General features: G+C 59.4%; 19 protein-coding genes. 10 read left to right on the top strand and 9 right to left on the bottom strand.

Annotation, left to right across the window (positions count from 1 at the left end; translation table 11 throughout):
- Both AC127K_RS12240 and AC127K_RS12235 read right to left on the bottom strand, forming a co-directional pair.
- On the bottom strand, nt 1–429 hold the full coding sequence (locus tag AC127K_RS12240) for an ACT domain-containing protein (protein WP_483720815.1): 429 nt from the start codon (nt 427–429) through the stop codon (nt 1–3).
- 254 nt (nt 430–683) lie between these two features.
- Nucleotides 684–3,125: a transglycosylase domain-containing protein gene (locus tag AC127K_RS12235; RefSeq protein ID WP_483720814.1), complete on the bottom strand. Its 2,442-nt coding sequence runs from the start codon at nt 3,123–3,125 to the stop codon at nt 684–686.
- Nucleotides 3,126–3,508: 383 nt separating this feature from the next.
- Between AC127K_RS12235 and AC127K_RS12230 the strand changes: the two genes are divergently transcribed.
- The 5 genes from AC127K_RS12230 (at nt 3,509) to AC127K_RS12210 (ending at nt 6,455) form a co-directional block, all read left to right on the top strand.
- Nucleotides 3,509–3,826, top strand: coding sequence for a hypothetical protein (locus AC127K_RS12230; protein WP_483720813.1), 318 nt, complete (start codon nt 3,509–3,511; stop codon nt 3,824–3,826).
- 90 nt (nt 3,827–3,916) lie between these two features.
- The gene (locus tag AC127K_RS12225) at nt 3,917–4,159 is read left to right on the top strand and encodes an acyl carrier protein (protein ID WP_204645863.1); all 243 of its coding nucleotides are present in this window, start codon (nt 3,917–3,919) and stop codon (nt 4,157–4,159) included.
- Nucleotides 4,160–4,248: 89 nt separating this feature from the next.
- On the top strand, nt 4,249–4,665 hold the full coding sequence (locus tag AC127K_RS12220; protein WP_294540916.1) for a MaoC family dehydratase: 417 nt from the start codon (nt 4,249–4,251) through the stop codon (nt 4,663–4,665).
- Between the two features lie 43 nt (nt 4,666–4,708).
- Nucleotides 4,709–5,452 carry an SDR family NAD(P)-dependent oxidoreductase gene (locus tag AC127K_RS12215; RefSeq protein WP_294540917.1) on the top strand — a complete coding sequence of 248 codons (744 nt, stop codon included), beginning with the start codon at nt 4,709–4,711 and terminating at the stop codon, nt 5,450–5,452.
- On the top strand, nt 5,445–6,455 hold the full coding sequence (locus AC127K_RS12210) for a hypothetical protein (RefSeq protein ID WP_483720812.1): 1,011 nt from the start codon (nt 5,445–5,447) through the stop codon (nt 6,453–6,455). The genes AC127K_RS12215 and AC127K_RS12210 overlap by 8 nt, the downstream gene beginning before the upstream one ends.
- Nucleotides 6,456–6,613: 158 nt before the next feature.
- Here the strand turns inward: AC127K_RS12210 and AC127K_RS12205 are convergent, their stop codons facing one another.
- Nucleotides 6,614–7,894, bottom strand: a complete 1,281-nt coding sequence (locus AC127K_RS12205; protein ID WP_294540919.1) for an NAD(P)-dependent oxidoreductase — start codon at nt 7,892–7,894, stop codon at nt 6,614–6,616.
- A gap of 76 nt (nt 7,895–7,970) precedes the next feature.
- The gene (locus AC127K_RS12200; protein WP_483720811.1) at nt 7,971–9,158 is read right to left on the bottom strand and encodes a nucleotidyltransferase family protein; all 1,188 of its coding nucleotides are present in this window, start codon (nt 9,156–9,158) and stop codon (nt 7,971–7,973) included.
- A gap of 397 nt (nt 9,159–9,555) precedes the next feature.
- Between AC127K_RS12200 and AC127K_RS12195 the strand changes: the two genes are divergently transcribed.
- The 4 genes from AC127K_RS12195 to AC127K_RS12180 all read left to right on the top strand — a co-directional run bounded on the left by AC127K_RS12195 (nt 9,556) and on the right by AC127K_RS12180 (nt 14,283).
- Nucleotides 9,556–10,764, top strand: coding sequence for an acetate/propionate family kinase (locus AC127K_RS12195; RefSeq protein WP_483720810.1), 1,209 nt, complete (start codon nt 9,556–9,558; stop codon nt 10,762–10,764).
- A 148-nt stretch (nt 10,765–10,912) separates the two neighbouring features.
- The gene (locus AC127K_RS12190; protein WP_483720809.1) at nt 10,913–12,412 is read left to right on the top strand and encodes a hypothetical protein; all 1,500 of its coding nucleotides are present in this window, start codon (nt 10,913–10,915) and stop codon (nt 12,410–12,412) included.
- Between the two features lie 159 nt (nt 12,413–12,571).
- Entirely contained in the window at nt 12,572–12,895 is a 324-nt protein-coding gene (locus AC127K_RS12185) for a PadR family transcriptional regulator (protein WP_483720808.1), read from the top strand.
- Entirely contained in the window at nt 12,892–14,283 is a 1,392-nt protein-coding gene (locus AC127K_RS12180; RefSeq protein WP_483720807.1) for a DUF2812 domain-containing protein, read from the top strand. Before AC127K_RS12185 ends, AC127K_RS12180 begins: the two co-directional genes overlap by 4 nt.
- A gap of 72 nt (nt 14,284–14,355) precedes the next feature.
- On the opposite strand, the gene AC127K_RS12175 is transcribed toward AC127K_RS12180, so the two are convergent.
- Nucleotides 14,356–16,029 (bottom strand): formate--tetrahydrofolate ligase, encoded by a 1,674-nt coding sequence (locus tag AC127K_RS12175; protein ID WP_483720806.1) that lies wholly within the window; start codon nt 16,027–16,029, stop codon nt 14,356–14,358.
- 196 nt (nt 16,030–16,225) lie between these two features.
- On the opposite strand from AC127K_RS12175, the gene AC127K_RS12170 reads away from it, so the two are divergent.
- The gene (locus AC127K_RS12170) at nt 16,226–17,494 is read left to right on the top strand and encodes a hypothetical protein (RefSeq protein WP_483720805.1); all 1,269 of its coding nucleotides are present in this window, start codon (nt 16,226–16,228) and stop codon (nt 17,492–17,494) included.
- A gap of 70 nt (nt 17,495–17,564) precedes the next feature.
- Here the strand turns inward: AC127K_RS12170 and AC127K_RS12165 are convergent, their stop codons facing one another.
- From AC127K_RS12165 to AC127K_RS12150, 4 genes are all read right to left on the bottom strand, one after another.
- On the bottom strand, nt 17,565–19,229 hold the full coding sequence (locus AC127K_RS12165) for an acyl-CoA dehydratase activase (RefSeq protein WP_483720804.1): 1,665 nt from the start codon (nt 19,227–19,229) through the stop codon (nt 17,565–17,567).
- A 14-nt stretch (nt 19,230–19,243) separates the two neighbouring features.
- On the bottom strand, nt 19,244–20,512 hold the full coding sequence (locus AC127K_RS12160) for a 2-hydroxyacyl-CoA dehydratase subunit D (RefSeq protein WP_483720803.1): 1,269 nt from the start codon (nt 20,510–20,512) through the stop codon (nt 19,244–19,246).
- 319 nt (nt 20,513–20,831) lie between these two features.
- Nucleotides 20,832–21,215, bottom strand: a complete 384-nt coding sequence (locus tag AC127K_RS12155) for a Fur family transcriptional regulator (RefSeq protein ID WP_483720802.1) — start codon at nt 21,213–21,215, stop codon at nt 20,832–20,834.
- Between the two features lie 270 nt (nt 21,216–21,485).
- Nucleotides 21,486–22,769: a replication-associated recombination protein A gene (locus AC127K_RS12150; RefSeq protein WP_483720801.1), complete on the bottom strand. Its 1,284-nt coding sequence runs from the start codon at nt 22,767–22,769 to the stop codon at nt 21,486–21,488.
- Between the last annotated feature and the right edge of the window lie 94 nt (nt 22,770–22,863).

Genomic DNA, 22,863 nt, shown 5'->3' with positions numbered 1-22,863 from the left:
TCAGGTGCCCCGGTGGACCTCCACCACCAAGGGCTGACGTGCCAGTTTGAGCAGCATGTCTTCCACCGACATCTGCATGGTGGCGGTGCGCACTGTCACCTCCACCTGTGCGGTGCCGTTTTCCGGCCGGGACTGGGTGATGGTGACAATGGACGCCCCCGCCGCCGAAATCCCGGACAGCAGCCCCTGCAGGGCGCCGGTCTTATCCAGCAGGGTGGCAATGACGGTCAGGGTCTCGCGCCCAGACTCGGCATCAAAGACATAATCCTTGTATTTATAGAAGGCGCTGCGGGAAATGCCTGCCCGACGTGCCGCCGACGATATGTTGGTAACGGCACCGGAGGCCAGCAGCTCTTTGGCTTGCAGGACTTTCAGAAATACGTCCGGCAGGACTTCGGCGTCCACCAGAAGAAAACGTCGTTCCGCCATGGGTGTACCCCCTTCAAAAACAGTTGTATTTGCGACAAGGATAATCATAGCACATGCCGCTCCGGGATGCAAGGGGCCTCCCCTTTTTGCGGGGAAATTGGGCAGGCTGCACAGCCCGATTGTTCCTTTGTGGATTGTTTTCGTCAGGCATACAAATATTGTATGCCCACGGTGCACACGCAAGGTCCGGCAAAACCCCGGACAAGCCGGGAAGGCCTATCCGGGGTCTGAAAAGGTTTGCTGATGGCGGACAGTTATGCCGCAGGATCGGTGGCTGCCTGAGCGGCCAGGGCGTCTGCCGTGAGCTGACCCAGGGCAGCGTCGTCGCTGAGCAGGGAGGCAGTGCTGGAGTCGGGCAGGTTGTCGTCGGTATAATAGCCGGTGCGGCCGCCGCCGGACACGATGGCGCCGGTGGATTCGCTGAACTGATACGGCTTCACATCGTCGTCCCAGAAGAAATCCTTGGCGGGTTTGTCAGCCTGGATCTCCTCCATCAAAGTCTTGAAGGCGCGCTGGGTGGGTTTACCGCTGTTGCCGCGGCTGCCGTCCACGCCCCACATGCTGTAAGGCTTGTCATAGCCCCACCAGACAGCAATGGAGTAATAGGGGGACAGACCGGCAAAGGTGTAGTCCTTGAAGTCAGAAGTCGTACCGGTCTTGCCCACAGCGTCGATGCCCTCGGTTTCGGGCTTCATGCCGCTGGCGGTACCGGGGCTGACCCAGACATTGGCCAGCAGGCGGTTCATGATGACGGCGGTCTCGGGTTCCAGGGCCTGGGTGGTGGTGGTGACCTTGTCCATATCCAGGACCGGGTTGCCCTGGTAATCCTCCACGCGGGTGTAGTAGTGCGGCGTGGTGTAGGTGCCATCGGTGAACATGGAGTAGGCGTTGGCCAGCTCCACCACGGTCAGACCGCGGGACTGGGCACCCAGCACCATGGGCGCCAGGTCGGCGTCGTTCTCGTCAATATACTGGCACTGCAGGGTCTCGGTGACGAAGTCATACATATAGTCCACGCCCACCATGGAGCCGACCTTGACGGCAATGGTGTTGTAGGACTGCCGGATGGCGTCCCAGATCAGCATGGTGGCGCCGTCACCGCCGGCCCCGCCGTAGTTGGTGGGCCATTCCTTCCACACATCGCTGCGGGCCTGGTTGGCGGGATCGTTGGGGTTCAGGGACAGGCCGAGCTTCAGGCACTTTTCGTTGTCCAGCATCTCTTTGCCTTCCTTGGTGTACAGGGGGGCATCCTCCAGAGCGGTGGAGTAGTTGATCAGATGATCGTCCAAAGCCAGACAGTAGGCCGCGATGGGCTTCATGGTAGAACCGGTCTGGTGGGGTTCCAGGGCACGGTTGGTGCCGCGGTCCACCGTCTTTTCACCCAGACCGCCGCCCACGGCGATAACCTCGCCCTTGTGGCCTTCCTCGGTGCTGGTGACGGCGATGGCAGCCTGGGTGCGGACCTCCTCATAGAAGGTCAGGAACTGGTTGCCGTTGTCGTCCTTATAGGTGCCGGTCTTGAAGGTCTGGTTGGTCTTGTCGGTGTAAACGGGGATATCATCTTCCGCGAAGATGGTGCTGACAGTTTCGTCCGTCGTCTTCATGGGCAGACCGTTGGCGTCATACCGGATCTCGGCCCCCACCGGGATATCACTCCGGATCTCCTCCTCGTGCCACAGGGCATAGAAGAGTTCGTCGTTGTTCCAGGTGTTGTTGAGCATGAGCTGCTCCACCGAGTTCTGGACGTCCGGGTCCACAGTGGTGTACACACGCAGACCACCGTTGAAGATCATGTCCTGGGCTTCGGCATCGCTTTCCAGGTTGTAGGCCTCTTTCAGGTCCTTGGTCAGCTGGGTGATGACCGCCTCGGTGAAGTAGGAGTTGTTGGAGCTGACGGCCACGTTCTCGGTCTTGGATTTGCTCTCCGCCAGGGTGATGGTCTCGGCGGTGGCGGAATCATAGTCCGCCTGGGAGATGTAGCCCTGGTTGAGCATCTCATACAGCACGTGGTTGCGGCGCTGGAGCAGATTTTCCGGGTTGGTGAAGGGGTTGTACCCGGTGGGGTTCTTGGAGATGGATGCCAGCACCGCACATTCGGACAGGGACAGCTCGCCCACGCTCTTTCCGAAGTAGGTGTTGGCGCCGGCTTCCACACCCTCGATGGTGCCGGTCAGGGGCACGGTGTTCAGGTAGGCTTCCAGGATGGTCTCCTTGCTGTACCGGTTGGCCAAACCAATGGCGCGGAAGATCTCGCGCACCTTACGCATATAGTCCACTTTGTCGTCGTCGGTCAGGTTCTTGACCAGCTGCTGTTCCAGCGTGGACGCGCCCTGCTGGCTGCCCAGCAGCTGCTGGCCGGTCAGCTCGTTGAGGGCGGCGGCAATGGTACGCTTGAAGTTGACACCGATGGAGTCATAGAAGTTCTTGTCTTCGATGGCCACCACGGCATGCTGAAGGTTTTCGGGGATATCCGAAAGGCTGACCCAGATGGAGTTGGCGTCACCGGACAAAGTGGCGTACTCGTCCCCTTCCCGGGTATACAGGATGGTGGTCTGCTGGTCCTTCTTCTTTTCCAGGTCCAGCTTGCCTTCCGGGTCGGCGGTGACCTGCACGACATACATGGCCAGAACCACCGCGCCCACACTGCCCAGCATGATGCACACGCAAATCAGGCAGCCGAGGAAACGCAGGATCATGCCAGGGATGCTGCGGTGCTTTTTGTTGGGATCTTTCTTACCGCCTTTGGCGGAATTTGGCGTGCCGCCGGGTGCTTTCGCCCCTTGGGTGGACAGATGCCGTTGTTGTTTGGGGTCTATGGGGACCGCCTCCTTTGCGGATTTTCTGTGTATGGCAGGTGCGGCGCCGGCAGCGTCACACACTCATGGACAATACCATATCTTGAATTATAGCACAAACCGCTGCCAAAAGTACAGGTATGGAATGTAAAATTCACAAGAAATTGTTTTTTGAGGGCGGCGGCGGGCAATACTTGTTCTGGCGCCGTCATTTTTTTCGTTTCTGTTTTACGGTTTTGTCATCTTTGCAGGCGGCGCGGGACAGGCAAAAAGGGGGATTGGCTATGGAAAACAAGCTGCCGAAATGGGTGCGTATCTACCTGGCTCTGCTGGGCGGAGCAGCCCTGTTGTGTGTGGTGGCGGCGGCGGTGTGGTTTGCCCGGGCGGAGTATGACGCCCGCCGCGAAGAAGGACCGCGGTACCTTCTGAAGGACAACGGCGGGTATCTGGCCCTGTACACCGCCGAAGGGACCGGTCCCCTGGCCGAGTACGATCTGCGCATCCGGCTTTTGCCTGAACAGGACGTGCTGGCCCTGCAGCAGGGAGTCCCTGTGGAAGACGAGGCGGAACTGCAGCAGCGGCTGGAAGATTACGGGCTGTGAAGCGGTGTATGTTGCGAAAACTATACAAATGTGGTATTATAAAGGGCAAGAATCGGAAATACCCACCATTGTATAAAGGAGCGTACCGCCATGACCGAACAAGCGATCCTGGACGCCGTGCAGGAAATCTTCCGCGATAATTTTGACGACGACACCTTGGTGATCACCCGTAGCACCTGTGCGGATGACATCGAGGACTGGGACAGCCTGGAGCAGATCAACCTGCTGACCGCCATCGAGAAAAAGTTTTCCATCAAGTTCAAGCTGGCCGATGTCCGCGACCTGAAAAACGTGGGCGACCTGCTGGACCTTGTTGCACGCATGACCGCGTAACCACACATTCTGCGGGCGGCCGCTGCTTATCCCAAGCGGCGGCCGCCTTTTTCTGTATATATCCATCTTTCCCGGCAGGAGGACTCTCTATGAATCATTACACCCTGGCCGACATGACCCCCGGCCTGACCGAAAGTTTTACCGTGACCGTCACCGAAGAGATGATGGAGGCCTTCCAGGCCATCACCGGCGACTGCTCCCCCATCCATGTGGACGCCGACTACGCCAAGGGGCGCGGATATCCGGGCCGGGTGGTGTACGGCATGCTGGGTGCCAGCTTTTTTTCCACGCTGGCGGGGGTCTATCTGCCCGGGGAGCACTGTCTGCTCCACGGGGTGGAGTGCAAGTTCGCCAAGCCCATCTTCATCGGAGACACCCTGACCATCACCGGCACCGTTGTGAATGTAAGCGAAGCGGTGGCGGAAGCCGAGATCAAGGCCGTCATCACCAACCAGGACGGCAAAAAAGTGACCCGGGGCGTGATCCGGGCCGGACTGGCCAAATAAGGCGTCCCCTGCATATCCATATTATTATAAGGAGAAAATATCCATGGCCTATACTTATCTTATTTCCGGCGCCACCAGCGATGTGGGCCGGGCCCTCATCGAACGTCTGCTCAAGGGCGCTCCCGAAGGCACCCTTGTTCTGGCACAGGGATGCGGCGACGTGGAAAAACTGGCCTCTCTGTGCCAGACCTATCCCGGCATGATCCGGCCCTTTGATGTGGATCTGTCCGATCCGTACAAGGTGGACACCTTCTGCCAGGTATTGGCTTCCACCTGCCCCGCTCCCACCCATTTTATCCATCTGCCCGCCCTGCCGGTGGTGAACACCAAGTTCAAGGCTTTTGACGAACCCCGCTTTGCCAAAGATATGGAAATCCAGGTACACAGCGCCGTCAAGCTGTGCAAGGCGGTGCTGCCCGCCATGACCAAGGCCAAGTTCGGGCGCATCCTGTTCATCCAGACCAGCTACACCCTGGGCGCCCCGCCAAAAAACACCGCCGCTTATGTGATGGCCAAGCAGGCGCTGGGCGGACTGTGCAAGAGTCTGGCGGTGGAGTATGCCCGGTTCGGCATCACGGTGAACTGCGTGGCCCCCAGCATGATGGAGACAAACTTTTTGAAAGACACCCCCGACCTCATCGTGCAGGCATCCGCCGCTGACAACCCCATGGGCCGCAATGCCACCCCCGCCGATGTGGTGCCGGCCATGGCCTTCCTGCTTTCGGACGAAGCGGGCTTCATCACCGGGGTGACCCTGCCTGTGACGGGAGGGTCCGCTCTTGCCTGACATACGCTTTCGGCTGGCCCGCCCCGGGGAGGACGATGCCATCCGGGATTTCATTAACTCCCACTTTGACATGCATCTACCCCTGATCAACCGCCCCGAGTTTTACAACTTTTACTTTGCCGGACCGGAAGGCGGCGCCCCCCACTTTGCGGTGGCGGAATTCCCGGAGGGACAGTACCTCAGTGCTGCCGGATACATTCCCGCCGGACTGGACCCGTCCGCCGGGGTGTGGGTATCCATCTGGGTGGCCGCCAAGGGGCACAACGGTGTGGGCCTTGAACTGATGGATGCCCTGCCCGGTCTGCTGGGCACGCCGGTGCTGGCCTGCAACAACATCCGCCCCGCCACCTGCAAGCTGTATCATTTTCTGGGCTGGCAGGCCGAGCGCCTGCGCCATTATTACCGCCTGGGCGCCCCCGGTCCCGCCGGGTGGAGGCTGGCTGTACCGGGAGAATCCTCTCCCCTGCCCGTGCCCGCCCACGATCTGGACCTGGAACCGGTGGCGGATGCCGCCGCGCTGGAAGCCCTGGGCCTGCCCGAAACGCCCCATACACCGAAAAAGGATCTGTGGTATCTGCAGCGGCGGTACTTTGCCTTTCCTCATTTCCGGTATGACGTGTGGGCCGTACGGGAAAGCGGCCGCCTGCTGGCCTACGCCGTGACCCGCACGGTCTCGGCCGCCGATACCGGCTGCGCTCCCGTGCTGCGGCTGGTGGATTTCATCGGTCCGGACGCGGTGCTGCCCCGCATCGGCCATGCCCTGGATGCACTGCTCCGCCGCACCGGTGCCGAGTATCTGGATTGTTACAACGCGGGCATTGACCCGGCCGTCTGGCAGCAGGCCGGCCTGACCGAGCGGAAGGAGGGCGACGGCGTCGTCATTCCCAACTATCTGACCCCGCCCTTGCGGGACAACACCGAATACTACTACTTTGTGAACCGGCCCGACAACTTCGTTCTGTTCAAGGCCGACGGCGACCAGGACCGGCCCAACCTGTCCTGAACTCCGGCGGAGGAGAGGTTCTCCACCAGAAGGATGATTTTGGTGGAATACGGCTGCTGTTTTCCCGGAAAGCACCGCTTTCCGGGCTTTTTCATGCACAAAAAAGGAGGCACGGCCCACAAGACCATGCCTCCTTTTTGTTGTTTGCTGTTGTGCAATCAGTTTCCGTCGTCGCTCTGATAAACGGGGACGTCAGCATACTCGTCCGGGGCGTCCGCCGGCAGGCTCTGCATATATTCGTGCATGGCCTCGGCCACCTTTTTGCTGTACGCCACAGCTTCCACCACCGTGCGGGCCCCCTTGACGGCATCGCCGGAAGCAAAGATCCCCGGACGGCTGGTACGGCCCACCTCATCGGTAACAAAAAGCCCCCGGGCGTTGACCTTCAGCCCTTCGGTGGTTTCGGTGATGGTGGTACAGGCCCCCTGGCTGATGGAGACCACCACGCTGTCCGCCGGATACAGCACTTCACTGCCCGGGATTTCGGTGAGAGTGCCGTCCTCCGCCTCGTTCACATCCCGGAAAATGACACCCTGGTCGGTGATCTCCACCGGCTTTTTGTTATAGAAGAATTCCACGCCTTCCAGCTTGGCATAGCTTTCCTCGTAATGGCTGGCCGCGATCTTCTTGGTCAGGGAGAAGCATTCCAGATGGCGGGTCCCGTGGCGGATGGCCGTACGGGCCACATCCATGGCCGCATTGCCCGCGCCGATGAGCACCACCCGGTTGCCCAGGTGGTAGACATCCGGGTTCTGCAGATAGTTGATGGCAAAGTGCACATGGCCCAGGCTTTCGCCCTTGATCCCCAGGGTATTGGGCCGCCAGACGCCGGTGCCGATGAAGATGGCCTTGTAGCCGTCCCGGAACAGATCGTCGATCTTCAGCGCCTTGCCCACATCGGTATTGGGGCGCACCTTGATATCCTTCAGGCGCAGATGCCGGTACTCAAAATCATCCAGCACCGTCTTGGGCAGGCGGAATTCCGGGATGCCGTAGCGCAGCACACCGCCGATCTTGTCATGGCTTTCAAAGATGGTCACATCATACCCGTACCGGGCCAGAATGACCGCAATGGTCAGGCCCGCCGGACCGGACCCGATAATGGCCACCCGTTTGCCGTTGGGCTCGGCGGGGCCATGGGTCATCTGAGAGGCATAGGTGGAGGAGATGTAGTTTTCAATGACCGAAAAATGTACAGGCGCCCCCTTGATGCCCTGCACGCAATGCCCTTCGCACTGATTTTCATGGTTGCAGATCAGGCTGCAGACGGTGGTCAGGGGGTTGTTTTCAAAAAGCATCCGTCCCGCTTCGTTGAGCTTGTTTTCCTTGAGCAGGCGGATGACCTCCGGAATGTTGGTGTGGATGGGGCACCCCTGTTGGCAGCGGGGATTTTTGCATCCCAGGCAGTGGTTGGCTTCGTCCATAACGTGCAGGGCCATGTTGTTCCTTCTTTCTTTTGTGACCGTTATTTTTGCAACAATGTTTCAAGGTTGGCAATGAAAATCCATATCCAATTTATAATACCACCGGTTTTGTGGTGTAGGCAAGCCCCATGGGCTGGGTCTGCTCCCTGCACAACGCCGAAAAATCCGCAAAAGAATTGTGCAGTCTGATCAAGTATTCTGCCTGGGGCAGTTGGGCTTCCAGCTTGGCCAGCGAGGTGGATACCGGCAGGGACGCGTTGCGCAGCAGGGGCATGGCTTCCCGCCGTGCTCCCAGAATATGCAGGTAAGGCGGCAGCGCAGGCAGTTTTTCCGCCTCCACGCCTAAAGCCGCGTCCAGGGCCAGCCGGCGCAGTCGGGCATGGGGATATCGCTTGGTCTTGAGCGATGCGTAGAGGCTCTCGGCATCAGAGGCGGACCAGACGGCAGCCGTCAGCCGATTTTCCAGTCCTTCGCTGACGCCGCGGATGCGGGCAAAACGGGCGGGGTCTCCCACACGGAGCAGCGCCAGCAGCGCCACGCTGAACCGCCCCGGGTCCGCTTCCAGGCCCTGTTCCACCGCCTGCCGGTAAAGCTGCAGGGCCGGTTCCGGCACATAGGGCGCCAGTGCATCCGGGCCGCCCTTGCGTATGAGGGTGCGCAGCAAGCTGGCCGAGGCAAGCCGCATCTGTCCCGAGCGACCGGTTTCATCCGACCCGTGTCCGGCTCCCAGCCGGGGCAGGGCCAGCGGCTGCATGGCGCTGTGCTGCGCCAGAATGGCCTTGCAGTATTCGATTCCCAGAATATTGTTGGGGCGGGAGAGCAGATCGCCCAGACCCGGTTCCAGTTCCTCTGCCGCCCTGGCACGGGCTGCGGCAAAGGTCATCCCCTCCCCCAGGTGCCGCCGCAGGCGCGCTGAAAGATCCGGCTTTCCCAGCAGCTCTGCCGCACGCATCAGGTGCGCGGCATCAGGGTCCTCCGCCCCAAAGGCCAGCGTGTCACAGCCCAGAGCGGTGAGCAGCGCCACCCCCGCCGCGCCGAAGGCCTCTGCCCCGGTATTGGCGTAAGGCGCGGGCAGGGACACCACCAGATCGGCCCCGCCCAGCAGGGCAGCCCGCACCCGGACGGATTCGGGGAACAGGGGGATTCCCCCGCGCTGTACCGCGCCGCTGCTCATGCAAACGGCAATGGTTTCGGCGCCCCTGTCCCGCAGCATCTGCAGCTGGGCGGCATGCCCGTTATGGAACGGATCGTACTCTGTGATGATACCGGCAAATTTCATGTCATACCTCAAAAGCTGTGTTTTGATTTATCTCCGCACAGGCGGCTGATCTGGTATCATTATACCATACCGGGGGAGATTTTTGCGTCCTGATACAGGTTTTTCCGCATTGCGCCGGCGGAGTCCTGGCTGTCCGCAAACAAAATTCCTTCCCTGTTACGTTGTTTTTATTGCTCAATTTCCGGTTTTGGGGGTTCAAATAGCCGTTTTTCTTTGTGCAATCTGTCAAAAAAATATCAGGCTGCATCCCCCGCAGTTCGTCGTTTATACCGGAAACTGAGCAATAAATGCGCTATTTTGCGCATTTGATTCTTGAAAAGAGACAACATTCATACTATAATTGAATTGTTAATGAACAGATCGGGCACACGCCCGAAACGATTGAAGGAGAATTGACATGAAAGTCCTTGTTATCAACTGTGGTTCGTCCAGCCTGAAGTATCAGCTGATCGATATGGAAGGCGAACATGTGCTTTGCAAAGGCCTGTGCGAACGCATCGGTATGGAAAGCAGCATGATCACCCATGAGGCCAACGGCCACAAGGCCACCACCCCGGCCATCTTCCCCACCCACACCGAAGCCTTCCTGGAGGTCGTGAAGAAGATGACCACCGGTGACGGCAAGGTCATCGATGATCCTTCCGAGATCGATGCCATCGGTCACCGCATCGTGCACGGCGGCGAAAAGTTCAAGGAAAGCTGCCTCATCACCCCCGAAGTGGTGGAGGCCATCCGGGACCTGAGCCCTCTGGCTCCCCTGCACAACCCCGCCGGCATCCTGGGCATCGAGGCCGCCAAGAAGGTTTTCGGCGACATTCCCAACGTGGCTGTGTTCGACACCGCCTTCCACAGCACCATGCCGCCGCGCGCCTACATGTATGCCATCCCCTATGAGTATTATGAGAAGTACGGCGTGCGCCGTTACGGCTTCCACGGCACCAGCCACAAGTACGTCAGCCATCGTGCCGCCGAGTTCCTGGAAGAGCCCATCACCCGCCTGAAGCTGATCACCTGCCACCTGGGCAACGGTTCTTCCATTGCCGCCGTGGACCAGGGCAAGGTCGTGGATACCTCCATGGGCATGACTCCTCTGGCCGGCCTGATGATGGGCACCCGCTGCGGTGACCTGGACCCCTCCGTGGTCAACTACCTGAAGTACACCCTGAACATCACCGGCCATCAGCTGGACGAGATCCTGAACAAGAAGTCCGGTCTGCTGGGCATTTCCGGTGTTTCCAGCGACAAGCGCGACGTGGAAAAGGCCGCCGAAGAGGGCAACAAGCGGGCTCAGCTGGCCAGCGACATGCTGAACTACCAGATCAAGAAGACCATCGGCAGCTACATTGCCGCCATGGGCGGCGTGGACGCCATCGTCTTCACCGGCGGTATCGGTGAGCATGATGCACCGTCCCGCGCCCGCATCTGCCATCACATGGACTGGCTGGGCATCCACATTGACACCGACAAGAACAATGATGCGCACAACCAGAAGTCCGACGTGGTGGAGATCACCGCCTGGGGCGCCCGCGTGCGCACCCTGGTCATTGAGACCAACGAAGAGCTGATGATCGCCCGGGATACCAAGGAAGTCCTGAGCAAGCAGTAATTTCATTCTGCAGATTGCCCGCCGGGGCCGCATGTTTGCGGCCCCGGCGTTTTTTGGTTGGCAAAGTTCCCGTCCATGTGGTAAAATGTGATGGAAATGTGTAATTTGTTCGGAGTGTCTGCGGTGCTCCGTCCGGAGGCGTTGAGGTATGGCGAAACGACTGACGCAAACCTTTTCCATCGGGTTTGCCATTGTGTGGGGCTGGGTGCTGTTCAACAGCGTGCTGCGCTGGCAGCACAACGGACCGGCTGCCCTGCTGGCGGGATTTGCCCTGGGATTCGTGGCCTTTTTCGCAGCGCGGTATCTTCTGCCTATGCTGGATTCCGTCCCCCGCTCCCGGTTCCGGCGCTGGATGGCCGTTGTCCTGCTGCTTTATACCCTGCTATTGGGGATGATGGGATTCTTTCTGGCCGAAATGCCCATCATGGACATGGCCACCGTGCTGCAGAGTCTGCCGGATTTTCTGGATGACGGCATTCCCCAGGTGTGGGGCGCTTATTACATCATCTGCAACAACAATCTGGGACTGGCGCTGGTGCTGGTGCTCTGGTTCCGGTTGGCAGGGCTGTTCGGCATAACGCCGGATACCGAAGCGGGCATCTACGCCGGCATTGTACTGAACGTGCTGGCCATTGCGTTTTCCGTCGCCCTGGTCTGCCTGCTGGCCCGACGGATCCTGGACCGCAACAGCGGGGTGGCGCTGGCATTTCTGCTCTGCGCCGGATTTCTGCCCTTTGTGCTGTGGTCCCCCTGCTTTTATTCCGACACCCTGTGCCTGCCCTTTCCCCTGCTGGTGCTGTTGGGCTGGACACGGTACCGCACCGCCGCCCGTGCCGGAACCCGGCTGGCCTGGTTGGCTTTCATGGGCACTGCGGCGTTTTTTGGGTACGCCATCAAGGGAAGCGTGATCGTGGTACTGGTAGCGGTAATCATCCAGCTGTTTCTGGAACAGAAAGCCCGTCGGGCGGCAGCCGGTGCTTTGATTCTTCTGCTGGTGTTCGGGCTATGGCTAGGCGGATACCGGGTCTGGCAGCGGACCTTTCTGGATTTTTCGGTGGAGGATGCCGTAGGGTTGCCCATCGAGCTATGGTTTGCCTACGGCAGCGGCGGCGACGGCAACTATAACGACGAAGTATGCCAAACCGCCAAAAGTCTGGCCACCATGGACCAGCGCCGCCAGATGCTGCGGCAGTACATCGCCGGCCAGTACAGTTCCCGTACCCCCGTCGGTCAGGTGGATTTCATGACCCGCAAGGCGGTCATCACCTGGGGCAACGGGCTGTATGACGCCCAGGAATTCCTGGCCACGCCTTTGAAGGTCAGCTGGACCCACCGGTTCATTCTGGAGGGACAGCCCGGGTATATGCCCATGGTCTACTACTGCCAGACCTATTTGTATTTTGTGATGGTCCTGGTGTTACTGGGCGCATTGGGCGCTGTCCGACGGTCTGCACCGGGACCGCTGACCCTGGCACAGGTGAGCGTGTTCGGGCTGATGCTGTTTCTGAGTCTGTGGGAGACAAAGGCCCGGTACGCCTTTCAGTTCACGCCGCTTTTGCTGCTGCTGGCGACAGCTTCCTTGTGGCAGCTCTCCCGGGCGGGATTGCCCCGGCCGGAGGCTGAACGGGAAGTTGCCCTGGTGAAATGAACCTACCAAGAAAAGCCGCTGCGGCAGGACTGCTGCAGCGGCTTTTTTGGTGTGCCGCGGAAAAAGAAAGAGTCGGGCATTGACTTTCTCGAATATCGAGAATATACTGAAGGCAGAAGAACTCGATATTCGAGATTACAGAGAAAGCAGGTGATTCCCATGCCCCGGGAGCGATTCAAGACCCTGACCGAGCAGATGTTTTATCTGCTGCTCTGCCTGCAGGAGGAATGCCGGGGCATGGAGATTCTGGAAAAGGTGCGCCAGATGACCGGCGGGCGGGTGAGCATCGGCTCCGGTACCCTGTATGATCTGTTGGAGCAGTTCACCGCCGAAGGCTGGATCGAAGCCACCGGCGCTTTGCGGGGACGGCGCCGATACCACATCACCGGGAAGGGTGCTGCCATGCTGGCCAAGGAGTACGAACGTCTGCGGGAGCAGATCCGGGATTATGAGCGCTATGCCGGGAAGGAGGCACAGCCATGAACCGAACGAAACGTCTTTTTGTTCCCCTTTCCATCTATGACCAGCAAGCCATGGAAACGCTGCTGGAAAAGCAGGCGGCCCAGGGCTGGCTGCTGAGTAAAATCGGCGGCTGGTTCTGGACCTTTACGGAGATACAGCCGCAGACATTGCAGTTTGCCGTCACCTATTTTTCCAAGGCCACCGAGTACGACGCCCTGCCCACCGACGCCCAGAAGGACAAGGAGGACCTGTGCGCCGGGAGCGGGTGGCGTCTGGCCGCCCGACGGCATGACATACAGGTGTTTTATACCGCCGATGCGGATGCACTGCCTTTGGAGACCGACCCTGTGGTACGGGTGGCAAGCCTGTACCGGGCCATGGTCCGGCTGACCATCCGGCCGCGGCTGTTTACCCTGGTATTGTGCCTGTTCTGGCTGGGAAAGTACTGGCTGGATTTCCGGCACGATGCCATCGGGTTTCTTTCCGACAGCTTCGACATCCTTTCCCTGCCGGTGTGGTTCCTGTTGCTGCTGGCCTGTCTGGTGGAGCCCATCGCCTGCCTTGCATGGCATCGTCGGGCCGGACGCGCCGCCGAAGAGGGCGGTCTCTTTCTGCCGCCCCGTATTCCCGCCCGCGTCAGCTGGATATTGGTGGCCGTGGCTATTCTGCTGCTGTGTCTGGCCGCTTTCGGTTCCCCTTTGCAGCCTCAATGGTATCTTGGCTGGCTGTTGATCTGCGCTGCCGCCATTGGAGGCGGCACCTGGCTGCGGAAACGACTGCGGGAAAAAGAGTATCCAGCCGGACTCAACCAAGCCGTCACCGGCCTTATGGTGCTTGCGGTGTATACGGTGGGCATTGTGGTACTGCTGGCCGTTTCTCTGGGCTCCCATCTGGGGCAGCCCGACCATGTGGTGGCGGGCAGTTATGAGCAGAACGGCCGCACCTATGAAATCTACAATGATCCCCTGCCCCTGGTTGCGGAAGATCTGACCGAAACCGACGCCCGTTATTCCAGGCGAGCCACCGCGTACACCAGTCCCCTGCTGCAGCAGAGCCTGTATGAACAAAGTCCGGTTGTACCGCAGTCCGCAGGCGCCCCCACCCTGTGGTATACCATCTACGACACCGACTTTGCCTTTGTACAAAACATTGTGGTACAGCAGCTGCTGGATGAACATCAGGATGAAGTCTATGAGGATGGCACTGTATTTCAGGATTCCTATTCTGCCATTGATCCGGCGCCCTATGGTGCACAGGCTGCCTATCAGCTGCAGTGGAGCACCAGCGGGCCGATTCCCCAGTATCTGCTGTGCTGGCCCGGGCGGGTGGTGGAACTGCGGTTTGCCTATCTGGTCCCCAATGAAGAGCAACTGGCGAAGGGCGCCGGGATCCTGGCGCCCAACAACTGAATCAAGCCCATAAAAAACAGCGTGCAGGCCCTTTCGGCTTGCACGCTGTTTGCTTGTTATGAAAGTCCGGAATCAGAACAGGCCGGTGATGCGGCCCTCGGCGTCGCAGTCAATATCCATGGCCGCGGGATGACGGGGCAGACCGGGCATGGTCATGATGGAACCGCAGATGACCACCACAAAGCCGGCACCGGCGGACAGACGGACCTCCCGCACGTTCATCCGGAAGTGTTCCGGCGCTCCCAGCAGGGAGGCATCATCGCTGAAGGAGTACTGGGTCTTGGCAATGCAGACCGGCAGCTTGCCGTAGCCCATCTTTTCCAGTTCAGCCAGCATCTTCTTGGCGGCGGGGGCATAGATCACGCCGTCGGCGCGGTAGATCTTGCGGGCCACCGCTTCCACCTTGTCGGCCAGAGAGGCTTCCAGATCATAGGTGAACTGGATGGGATGGATGTCGGGATTTTCTTCCAGCACCTGCAGAACGGTGTTGGCCAGTTCCTTGCCGCCTTCGCCGCCCTTGGCAAAGACTTCGCTCAGCGCGCAGGGCACGCCGGCCTGGGCGCAGACATCCCGGATGACCTCCATCTCCTCTTCGGTGTCAGTGGGGAAAGAATTGATAGCCACGCACACCGGCAGGCCAAAACCGTTCTTCAGGTTGTCGATATGGCGGGCCAGATTCACAGAGCCCTTGCGCACGGCTTCCACGTTGGGGGCGTTCAGGTCGGCCTTGGCCACACCGCCGTGGTATTTCAGGGCGCGGACGGTGGCCACCAGCACCACAGCGGAGGGGTTCAGACCCGCATAACGGCACTTGATGTCCAGGAATTTCTCGGCCCCCAGGTCGGCGCCGAAGCCAGCTTCGGTGACCACATAGTCGGCCAGTTTCAGGCCCAGTTTGGTGGCGGTGACGCTGTTGCAGCCGTGGGCGATATTGGCGAAGGGACCGCCATGGATGATGGCCGGATTGTTTTCCAGGGTCTGGACCAGGTTGGGGTCGATGGCGTCCTTGAGCAGGGCGGTCATGGCACCGGCAGCCCCGATCTCGCCAGCGGTGACCGGCTTGCCGTCAAAAGTATAGGCGCAGACGATGCGGGACAGACGGTCTTTCAGGTCCTGCAGGTCGGTTGCCAGACAGAAGATGGCCATGACTTCGCTGGCCACGGTGATGTCGAAGCCGTCTTCCCGGGGAGTTCCGTTGACCTTGCCGCCCAGGCCGTCCACAATGAAACGCAGCTGACGGTCATTCATATCCATGCAGCGCTTCCACACCACCCGGCGGGGGTCGATGTTCAGGGGATTGCCCTGCTGAATGGAATTGTCGATCATGGCCGCCAGCAGGTTGTTGGCGGTGCCGATGGCGTGGATATCACCGGTGAAATGGAGGTTGATGTCCTCCATGGGCACCACCTGGGCATAGCCGCCGCCAGCCGCGCCGCCCTTGATGCCGAACACGGGGCCCAGAGAAGGTTCCCGCAGGCAGAGCATGGTACGCTTGCCCATGGCGCAAAGAGCATCCGCCAGACCCACACTGGTGGTGGTCTTGCCTTCGCCCGCCGGGGTGGGGCTGATGGCGGTAACCAGGATCAGTTTGCCCTGCTTGCCTTCCCCTTTTGCCAGCTTGTGGCTGATCTTGGCTTTGTATTTGCCATACGGGATGACATCATCGGCAGACAGCCCCAGCTTGGCTGCCACCTCCGTGATGGGAAGCATGTGGGCGTTTTGGGCGATCTGGATATCGCTGAGCATATGATCTCTTCCTTTCCTTCTCTATGCGCGTAACATTTTGGAAAATAAACGGATACTATGTTGATTGTAACAAACTTTTGGGCAAAATACAAGGATGAAGGGGCCAAAGGCCTGTCCGGCCGGGTTTTCTTTTGGGATGGGCCATGCTATAATGAATAGCGATCTGCGGAGAATTCCGCGGGAAAGGAGGACCGCGATGCCTGTTGCTCTGTCACAGCGCCGTTTCCCGTTTCTGGACAACCGTCCCCTGACGGGCCAACGCGTCTACTGCACCGCCATCGCCCTGTTGCTGATTCTTTCGGAGGTATTCAGCTCCAACATACAAAGTACACTGCCCGCCTTCAGTCATCTGGCCCGCCTGGGCCTGACCGGAGCCGGCACTTTGCTGCTGGTCATCAAATGTCTGTTTCTGACCCGGTATGAACGCCGCTGGCAATGGGTCGTGGGCTGTGCTGCGGTGGTGTATGCGGCCTTTGCCTCCCTGCGGGGAGATGACATCTGGTTTTTGCTGGCAGTCCTCGTGGGGCTGGGTGCCAAGGATGTGGACCTGCGCACTGCCCTGCGGGTCTACCTGGGCACAGCCGCCGTCTGTCTTGTTTTGGTACAGCTGCTGCATTACACCACCCCGCTGATGCCCTTCAATATGTATGCCCGCAACTGGGATTACGGCTACGGACATTATAATGGCTACGGCGCCCGACTGCTGGGCGTGTTTTTTGCCTGGGGATGGCTGCGCTGGCCCCGGCTGCGCTGGTTCGACTGGGCCGGTCTGGCTGCGCTGGCCGCCTACACCCTGATCGTTCCTCTGTGCCGGGGCGCCGGCATTGCCATGCTCCTGCTGCTTTTGCTGTTTGCGGCACAGAAATTGCTGCCCCGCTTTTTTGAGAGCCGTGTGTGGCACTTTGTGGTGCTGGCCCTGTATCCCCTGCTGACGGTGTTCAGCCTGGTAACGGGATATCTTTTCGATCCGGGCGCCTCCGACCTGACGCCGAAACTGTCCCTGCTGAACCGGGCCTTCTCCGGACGGCTGGAAATCTGGCATCATGTGTTCTGGGCCTTTGATTATCTGCACCCGGCGGAGGAAGGCGCCGAAGCCTGGCTTCATGCTGGCATGCCCAATGTCATCACCCTGCTGGGCGGCTTTGCCACCGACGCGGACGTGCACCATTCCATCGACAACACCTACCTGGCGCTCATCATGAACAAGGGTCTGCTGGGCGCCGTGCTGGTGGCAGGCGTCACCCTGCTTTTGCTGTGGCGGCTGTGCCGGACCGGCCATACCGGCGAGACCCTGCTGCTGTTTGCCATGCTGTGTTACCTGCTGATGGAAAACAAGATGTTCCTGATCTCCGCCAATCCGCTGATCCTGCTGCTGCCCTGCGCCCTGCTCACGCCCCGGGGTGCGCCGCTGCCCGCCCTGTGCCCGAGACCTGCCGCGCAGAGCCGGGAAGCCTCTGCTGTGTAAGTTTAAGTAAGCAAAAAGGACACCGTCCCACCGGACGGTGTCCTTTTTTGGTTGCTTTCCGGCGGAAGGGTCAGTCCTTTTCCACCATATCCATGGCGAAGAGGGCCGCGCCCAGGGCGCCGCACAGCTGGGCGCGCTCGTCCACCACCAGGGTGGTGCCCAACTTTTCTTCCAGGGTCTTGACCAGGCTTTCGTTCTTGGAAACGCCGCCGGTCATCATGTAGCGTTCCTCCCCGCCCACGCGCTTGGCCAGGGCGGCGGTCTTGGATGCCACCGCCTTGTTTAGGCCGTGAACAATGTCGTCGGTGTCCTTGTTCTGAGCAATCAGAGAGACGACCTCCGATTCCGCAAAGACGGTGCACATGCTGGAGATGGTGATGTCTTCCTTGTACTTCAGGCCTTTGTGGCTCATCTCGTCCAGGCTCATCTCCATGGTGCGGGCCATCATCTCCAGGAAGCGGCCGGTACCGGCGGCGCACTTGTCATTCATGACAAAGTTGACCACGGCGCCGTTCTCATCCAGACGGATGACCTTGCTGTCCTGACCGCCGATGTCCACCACCGTGCGCACCGAAGGATCCAGGAAATGGGCGCCCCGGGCGTGGCAGGTGATCTCGGTGATGCTCTTGTCGCCCTCGGTGATGGCAGTGCGGCCGTAGCCGGTGGTGACCATGGCGTCGATGTCCTCCCGCTGGAGGTGGGCTTCCTTCAGGGCTTCTTCCAAGGCGCGCTCGGCGCCGGCGGCGGCACCTGCGCCGGTGGGCAGAATGATGCCGGTCACGATCTTCTGGTCCTTGTCCAGAATGACCACGTCGGTGCTGGTGGAGCCGCTGTCAATACCTGCAAAATATCCTTTTCCCATCTTCTTTTCCTTCCCTTTCTGCCATTCGGCGGTGATGCTCTCGGCAAATGCTTCCAGTCGGGTCGAGAGCTGCCCGCTGTTCTGCAGCGAATAGTCGGATTCGATCTTCAGCAGGGGCACGGCGGCTTCCCGCTTGATCTGGGCGTACTCAAAGCTGTAAAAATCACAGAACTTGACGGTGTGATAGATGATGCCCTTCAGATTGGGGTTGTTGTACAGCTGCTTGCGGCCGGTGTTGTCGATCATGCGCATGCAGGGCAGCTGGCGCAGCAGAGCGCCGGCGTACCAATCCATGAGCTCGTCAAAATCAGAGGTTTCGGGGGGTTCCTCATTGCCGGCGGAACGGTTGTTCACGCAGGTGTCGTTCTCCACCGGATAAGGCATGGTCTGGCGGACCACATCGAACAGTTCGTTGCCCATGCGGGCGCCCAGCACGCTGATGTAGGGTTCGTTCAGCCGTTCCTTGGGGCGGAAGGCCTTGCGGAAAGCAGCCTCATCAAAGGTGGTGCCCTTGTATTCACTGTAAGCCTTGGCCAGACCCTTGAGCTGGGTCACGGTGCGTTCCCGGCCGCAGGAGCCGTTGTCATGGGGCATGTCCATGATATACAGAAAGTCCAGCTTGCCGCTGTCGGCCAGAATATCGTAGACGCTGCGGATGGTGTCGCAGCAGTTGACGATGACCAGCTCCTTCACATGCTCGCTGATGACCTGTTCCAGCACCGCCTTGCCGAAGCCGCAGATGTTGGGATGGGCGATCTGGTCGGCATGTTCAAATCCTTCGGGCATCTCGTTCAGGCTGGCACAGTCGGCCCCCAGCGCTTCCAGCAGCTCGATGGGCGTATATTTGCAGACGTAATACAGTTTGTTGCTCATCTTCCTCTCCCCTTTCACACCTTGTCGCCGTTGAGCATTTCCAGGAAAGCCCCCAGACGGGTGGAGGTCTGGCCCTCGCCGCCGTGGCTGCGGTCACAGCCGTCGCCATCCAGGATCAGCAGGGGCAGGCCTGCTTCCTCAAACTTCTTTTTGGCCAGCTGGGCAGCGCCCATGGTATGCTTGCAGCCCCAGTGGTTGAACCACACCACGCCGTCGGCCTTGGTCTGCTTGGCATGGCAGATACCGGCTTCGATGCGGCGGTTCACGCTGCCGTTGAGGGCATGGTAGACCAGGCGATGGGCCATGGCCATGTAGGGATCGGCGGGGTCAAAGTCCGGTTCACACACCTGGCTGAGCTCACAGCCCACGATCTGGGCTTTTTCATTGAAGCACAGTTCCTGGCGCACGGCGTCGGACCAGAAGGGAATGGTGTGCATCCAATAAATGCGCTTGCCCTTCTTGGCCGGGGCCTTCTTCACATCCCGGAGCAGCATATCCACAAACTTTTCCTCCTGGGGCGTGCCCATGAGGATGTTGTTGGTCATGCCGCAGTACAGCGGGCTGACCAGGTCTGCCGGAATATACCGGTCGGCTTTTTCTTCCTGGAAACGGCCGAACTTTTCCAGCGTGCGCTTGCTGCGTTCCAGGCGCTGGGACAGCGAAGCTTCGTCGATCTTTCTGCCGGTGTTCCTTTCCAGGAAAGCCGCCAGAGCCTTGAGCTGCTCGGCCACATAGCGGACATTGTCCTCATTCTGCTGCAAAGGCACATCCAGAGAAAACAGCGGCACCTTGTACAGGTTGGACAGAGCCCGGAAGGTCAGCATGTTGGCGTCACACATGACGTTGGTATACACGATGCACTTGGGCCGGGGCAGCAGGCCTTTCTGGGCCGCACCGAAAAAGGTCTTGTGGTAGCTGCACAGGGTTTCGGCAATGCCGCTGTTTTCCGCCTGCTGCAAAAGGCCTCGCTCCACCTTGCTGGCAGACAGATAGCAGGACATGGCTTCGGTATTGTAGGGGTTCAGCCCTACCTCCTGCAGCAGTTCGCAGGGGGTGAACACGCTGACCACCGCACACTGGTCCGGGCATTGCAGCGGCTTGAGCATGGCATCCATCATCATGCCTGCCAGATACCGGTCCGCCGGGATCAGCCGCTTGTCCGGCATAAGTTTGAATTTCAGATTCTGGGCTTCCCACCCGGTCTTGAGCAGCCAGCGGGCCCGGGTCCGGTTGGTATTGCTCAGTTGTTCAACTTTTTCTCCAAAAGTATCTACAATTGCCATATACGTTTCCCCTTTATGATTCCAAAACGAAAAATACAGCGCCTGTCCTTTCCCTGAAACAGGCATAAATTTTATTGTAGCACACTTATATCAGATATGTAAGCCTTTTGGCATACAAAAAGCGGCAATTTGTTCAAAGAAACAAATCACCGCCCGGGACTGACCCTGGAATACAGACAAAAAACGTATAAAAAATCGCCGGGGCAAAGAACACTTTGCTCCGACGCTGGCAATCCGAAATTTTCCGCCTCCCGCTGCCACCGGACCATGGCCCGCGGGTGCAAACCGTTGTGACCTCCGCAATCGGGCACCGTACAGTTCACTGGCTTTCTTCGGCCGCGCATTTACTACAAAGACCGAACACGGTCAGGCTCCAGTCCTCGGCCACAATACCGGGACAGGACTTGACCAGTTCACTGAGTTTTTCCGGTTCAATATACAAACTTTCCACCTGATGGCACTTGCGGCACCACAGATGCTGATGCTGTTCCACCTGACCGTCAAACCGGTCGGCCTCGCCGGGGATGGAAACACGGCGGACCTTGCCGATCTCCACCAGGGTATTGAGATCACGGTAAACGGTGCCGAGGCTCAGGCGCGGACATTCGGTCCGCAGAGAAGTGCAGATCTGTTCTGCGGTGGGATGATCGGTGCGGCCGAGCACCTCGCGCAGGATCAATTCGCGCTGATGAGAATAACGCATGGGAGTTCTCCTTATAAAAGTGAATTTTTGCCCGTCCATAACAATGGACAGATCCCCTCACACGTTTTTATTCTACTGAATTTTATTGTCCTTTGTCAACACTTTTCCGTGAATAAAGCCGAAAATTATACCAGTTTCTGCCACGATTTGTCCGCAGCATTCCAAAAAAAGGCACCGCCGGTCAAGCTGTTGTCCGGCGGCGCACATTTTTTCGACACATCGGTAAAAAGTGTTTGTTTTGTTTTCACAATTGTAACAGGGACGCCCACATTACTTCCGGTCCTGGCCTTTCACCCGTTTCCAGTATTGGGCGGCTGCCTGTTCTGTTTTATTATCACCAAAATGGTAGTAGGTTTTGTCCTTCAACGCATCCGGTAAATACTGCTGGTAGACCCAATGGTTCGGCCAGTCATGGGGATATTTGTAGTGCTGTCCCTTGACGGCGGCATCCTCGCCATCGTAATGTTTGTTCTGCAGCTGACGGGGGATGGGTCCGCCCTTCCCGGCCTGCACGTCGGCCATGGCTGCGTTGATGGCATCGTGGGCTGTATTGGATTTGGGGGCAGTGGCCACCAGGACCACCGCATCCGCCAAAGGCAGGCGGGCTTCGGGCAGCCCCAGCATGTTGGCAGCATCCACCGCCGCCTTGACGATGGGAATGATCTGGGGCCAGGCCAACCCCACATCCTCACAGGCCGTGACCATGAGCCGGCGGCAGGCGGAGGGCAGGTCCCCTGCTTCCAGCAGGCGGGCCAGATAATGCAGGGCTGCGTCCGGGTCGGAGCCGCGCATGGACTTCTGGTAGGCCGAAATGATGTCGTAGTGGTCGTCCCCCTGCTTGTCGTACCGCATGGCGGTGCGGCGGGCCACCTGTTTGGCCATATCCAGCGTTACAACGCGGGTTCCGTCCACCTGAGGCGCCGCGGTGACCACAAATTCCAGGTTGCCCAGGGCTTTGCGCATATCCCCGCCGGCGCTCTCGGCCAGATAAGGCAGGGCGTCCGGTTCGATGCGCACCGGGATGCCGTCCTCCTCGCCCAGGCGTCGGGCGGCATTTTCCAGCCCCGTGGCAATATCCTCCGGGGTCAGGGACTTGAACTCAAAGACGGTACACCGGGACAGCAGGGCGTTATAGATATAAAAGTAGGGGTTTTCGGTGGTGGAGGCAATGAGGGTGACCGTGCCCTCCTCAATGCACTCCAGCAGGCTTTGCTGCTGCCGCTTGTTGAAATATTGTATTTCGTCCAGGTATAACAAAATTCCGCCGGAGGCGTGGAGGGTGCCGATCTCCCCCAGCACCGTCCTGATATCGGCGGTGGAGGCGGTGGTGCCGTTGAGTTTATGCAGCCGCATACCGCTGTTGGCCGCAATGATGCTGGCCACGGTGGTCTTGCCTACGCCGGAAGGGCCGTAGAAGATCATGTTGGGGATGCGGCCGGAGGCCTGCGCGGCTTCCAGGGTACGGCGGAAGACCTTCCCTTCCCCCAGCAGATGACGCTGGCCGCAGACTTCGGCCAGGGTGCGCGGGCGCAGACGCTGTGCCAGTGGTTCCATGAAAAATTCTCCCTTTTTCGCAAATACGTGACTTACCCTTGCATTATAGACGATTAAAATGGTAGAATCAAGGCAGATAAAGTAATACCCTTGG

It is taken from the genome of Subdoligranulum sp. DSM 23681 (assembly GCF_057005535.1).
The sequence above is the reverse complement of the archived record's forward strand: the minus strand, read 5'-3'. Positions and strand labels throughout refer to the sequence as shown.

Excerpts from the sequence above, each read along its gene's own strand:
- AC127K_RS12240 (WP_483720815.1), bottom strand. The coding sequence starts at position 429 with ATGGCGGAACGACGTTTTCTTCTGGTGGACGCCGAAGTCCTGCCGGAC.
- AC127K_RS12235 (WP_483720814.1), bottom strand. The coding sequence starts at position 3,125 with ATGATCCTGCGTTTCCTCGGCTGCCTGATTTGCGTGTGCATCATGCTG.
- AC127K_RS12230 (WP_483720813.1), top strand. The coding sequence starts at position 3,509 with ATGGAAAACAAGCTGCCGAAATGGGTGCGTATCTACCTGGCTCTGCTG.
- AC127K_RS12225 (WP_204645863.1), top strand. The coding sequence starts at position 3,917 with ATGACCGAACAAGCGATCCTGGACGCCGTGCAGGAAATCTTCCGCGAT.
- AC127K_RS12220 (WP_294540916.1), top strand. The coding sequence starts at position 4,249 with ATGAATCATTACACCCTGGCCGACATGACCCCCGGCCTGACCGAAAGT.
- AC127K_RS12215 (WP_294540917.1), top strand. The coding sequence starts at position 4,709 with ATGGCCTATACTTATCTTATTTCCGGCGCCACCAGCGATGTGGGCCGG.
- AC127K_RS12205 (WP_294540919.1), bottom strand. The coding sequence starts at position 7,894 with ATGGCCCTGCACGTTATGGACGAAGCCAACCACTGCCTGGGATGCAAA.
- AC127K_RS12200 (WP_483720811.1), bottom strand. The coding sequence starts at position 9,158 with ATGAAATTTGCCGGTATCATCACAGAGTACGATCCGTTCCATAACGGG.
- AC127K_RS12195 (WP_483720810.1), top strand. The coding sequence starts at position 9,556 with ATGAAAGTCCTTGTTATCAACTGTGGTTCGTCCAGCCTGAAGTATCAG.
- AC127K_RS12190 (WP_483720809.1), top strand. The coding sequence starts at position 10,913 with ATGGCGAAACGACTGACGCAAACCTTTTCCATCGGGTTTGCCATTGTG.
- AC127K_RS12185 (WP_483720808.1), top strand. The coding sequence starts at position 12,572 with ATGCCCCGGGAGCGATTCAAGACCCTGACCGAGCAGATGTTTTATCTG.
- AC127K_RS12180 (WP_483720807.1), top strand. The coding sequence starts at position 12,892 with ATGAACCGAACGAAACGTCTTTTTGTTCCCCTTTCCATCTATGACCAG.
- AC127K_RS12175 (WP_483720806.1), bottom strand. The coding sequence starts at position 16,029 with ATGCTCAGCGATATCCAGATCGCCCAAAACGCCCACATGCTTCCCATC.
- AC127K_RS12170 (WP_483720805.1), top strand. The coding sequence starts at position 16,226 with ATGCCTGTTGCTCTGTCACAGCGCCGTTTCCCGTTTCTGGACAACCGT.
- AC127K_RS12165 (WP_483720804.1), bottom strand. The coding sequence starts at position 19,229 with ATGAGCAACAAACTGTATTACGTCTGCAAATATACGCCCATCGAGCTG.
- AC127K_RS12160 (WP_483720803.1), bottom strand. The coding sequence starts at position 20,512 with ATGGCAATTGTAGATACTTTTGGAGAAAAAGTTGAACAACTGAGCAAT.
- AC127K_RS12155 (WP_483720802.1), bottom strand. The coding sequence starts at position 21,215 with ATGCGTTATTCTCATCAGCGCGAATTGATCCTGCGCGAGGTGCTCGGC.
- AC127K_RS12150 (WP_483720801.1), bottom strand. The coding sequence starts at position 22,769 with ATGGAACCACTGGCACAGCGTCTGCGCCCGCGCACCCTGGCCGAAGTC.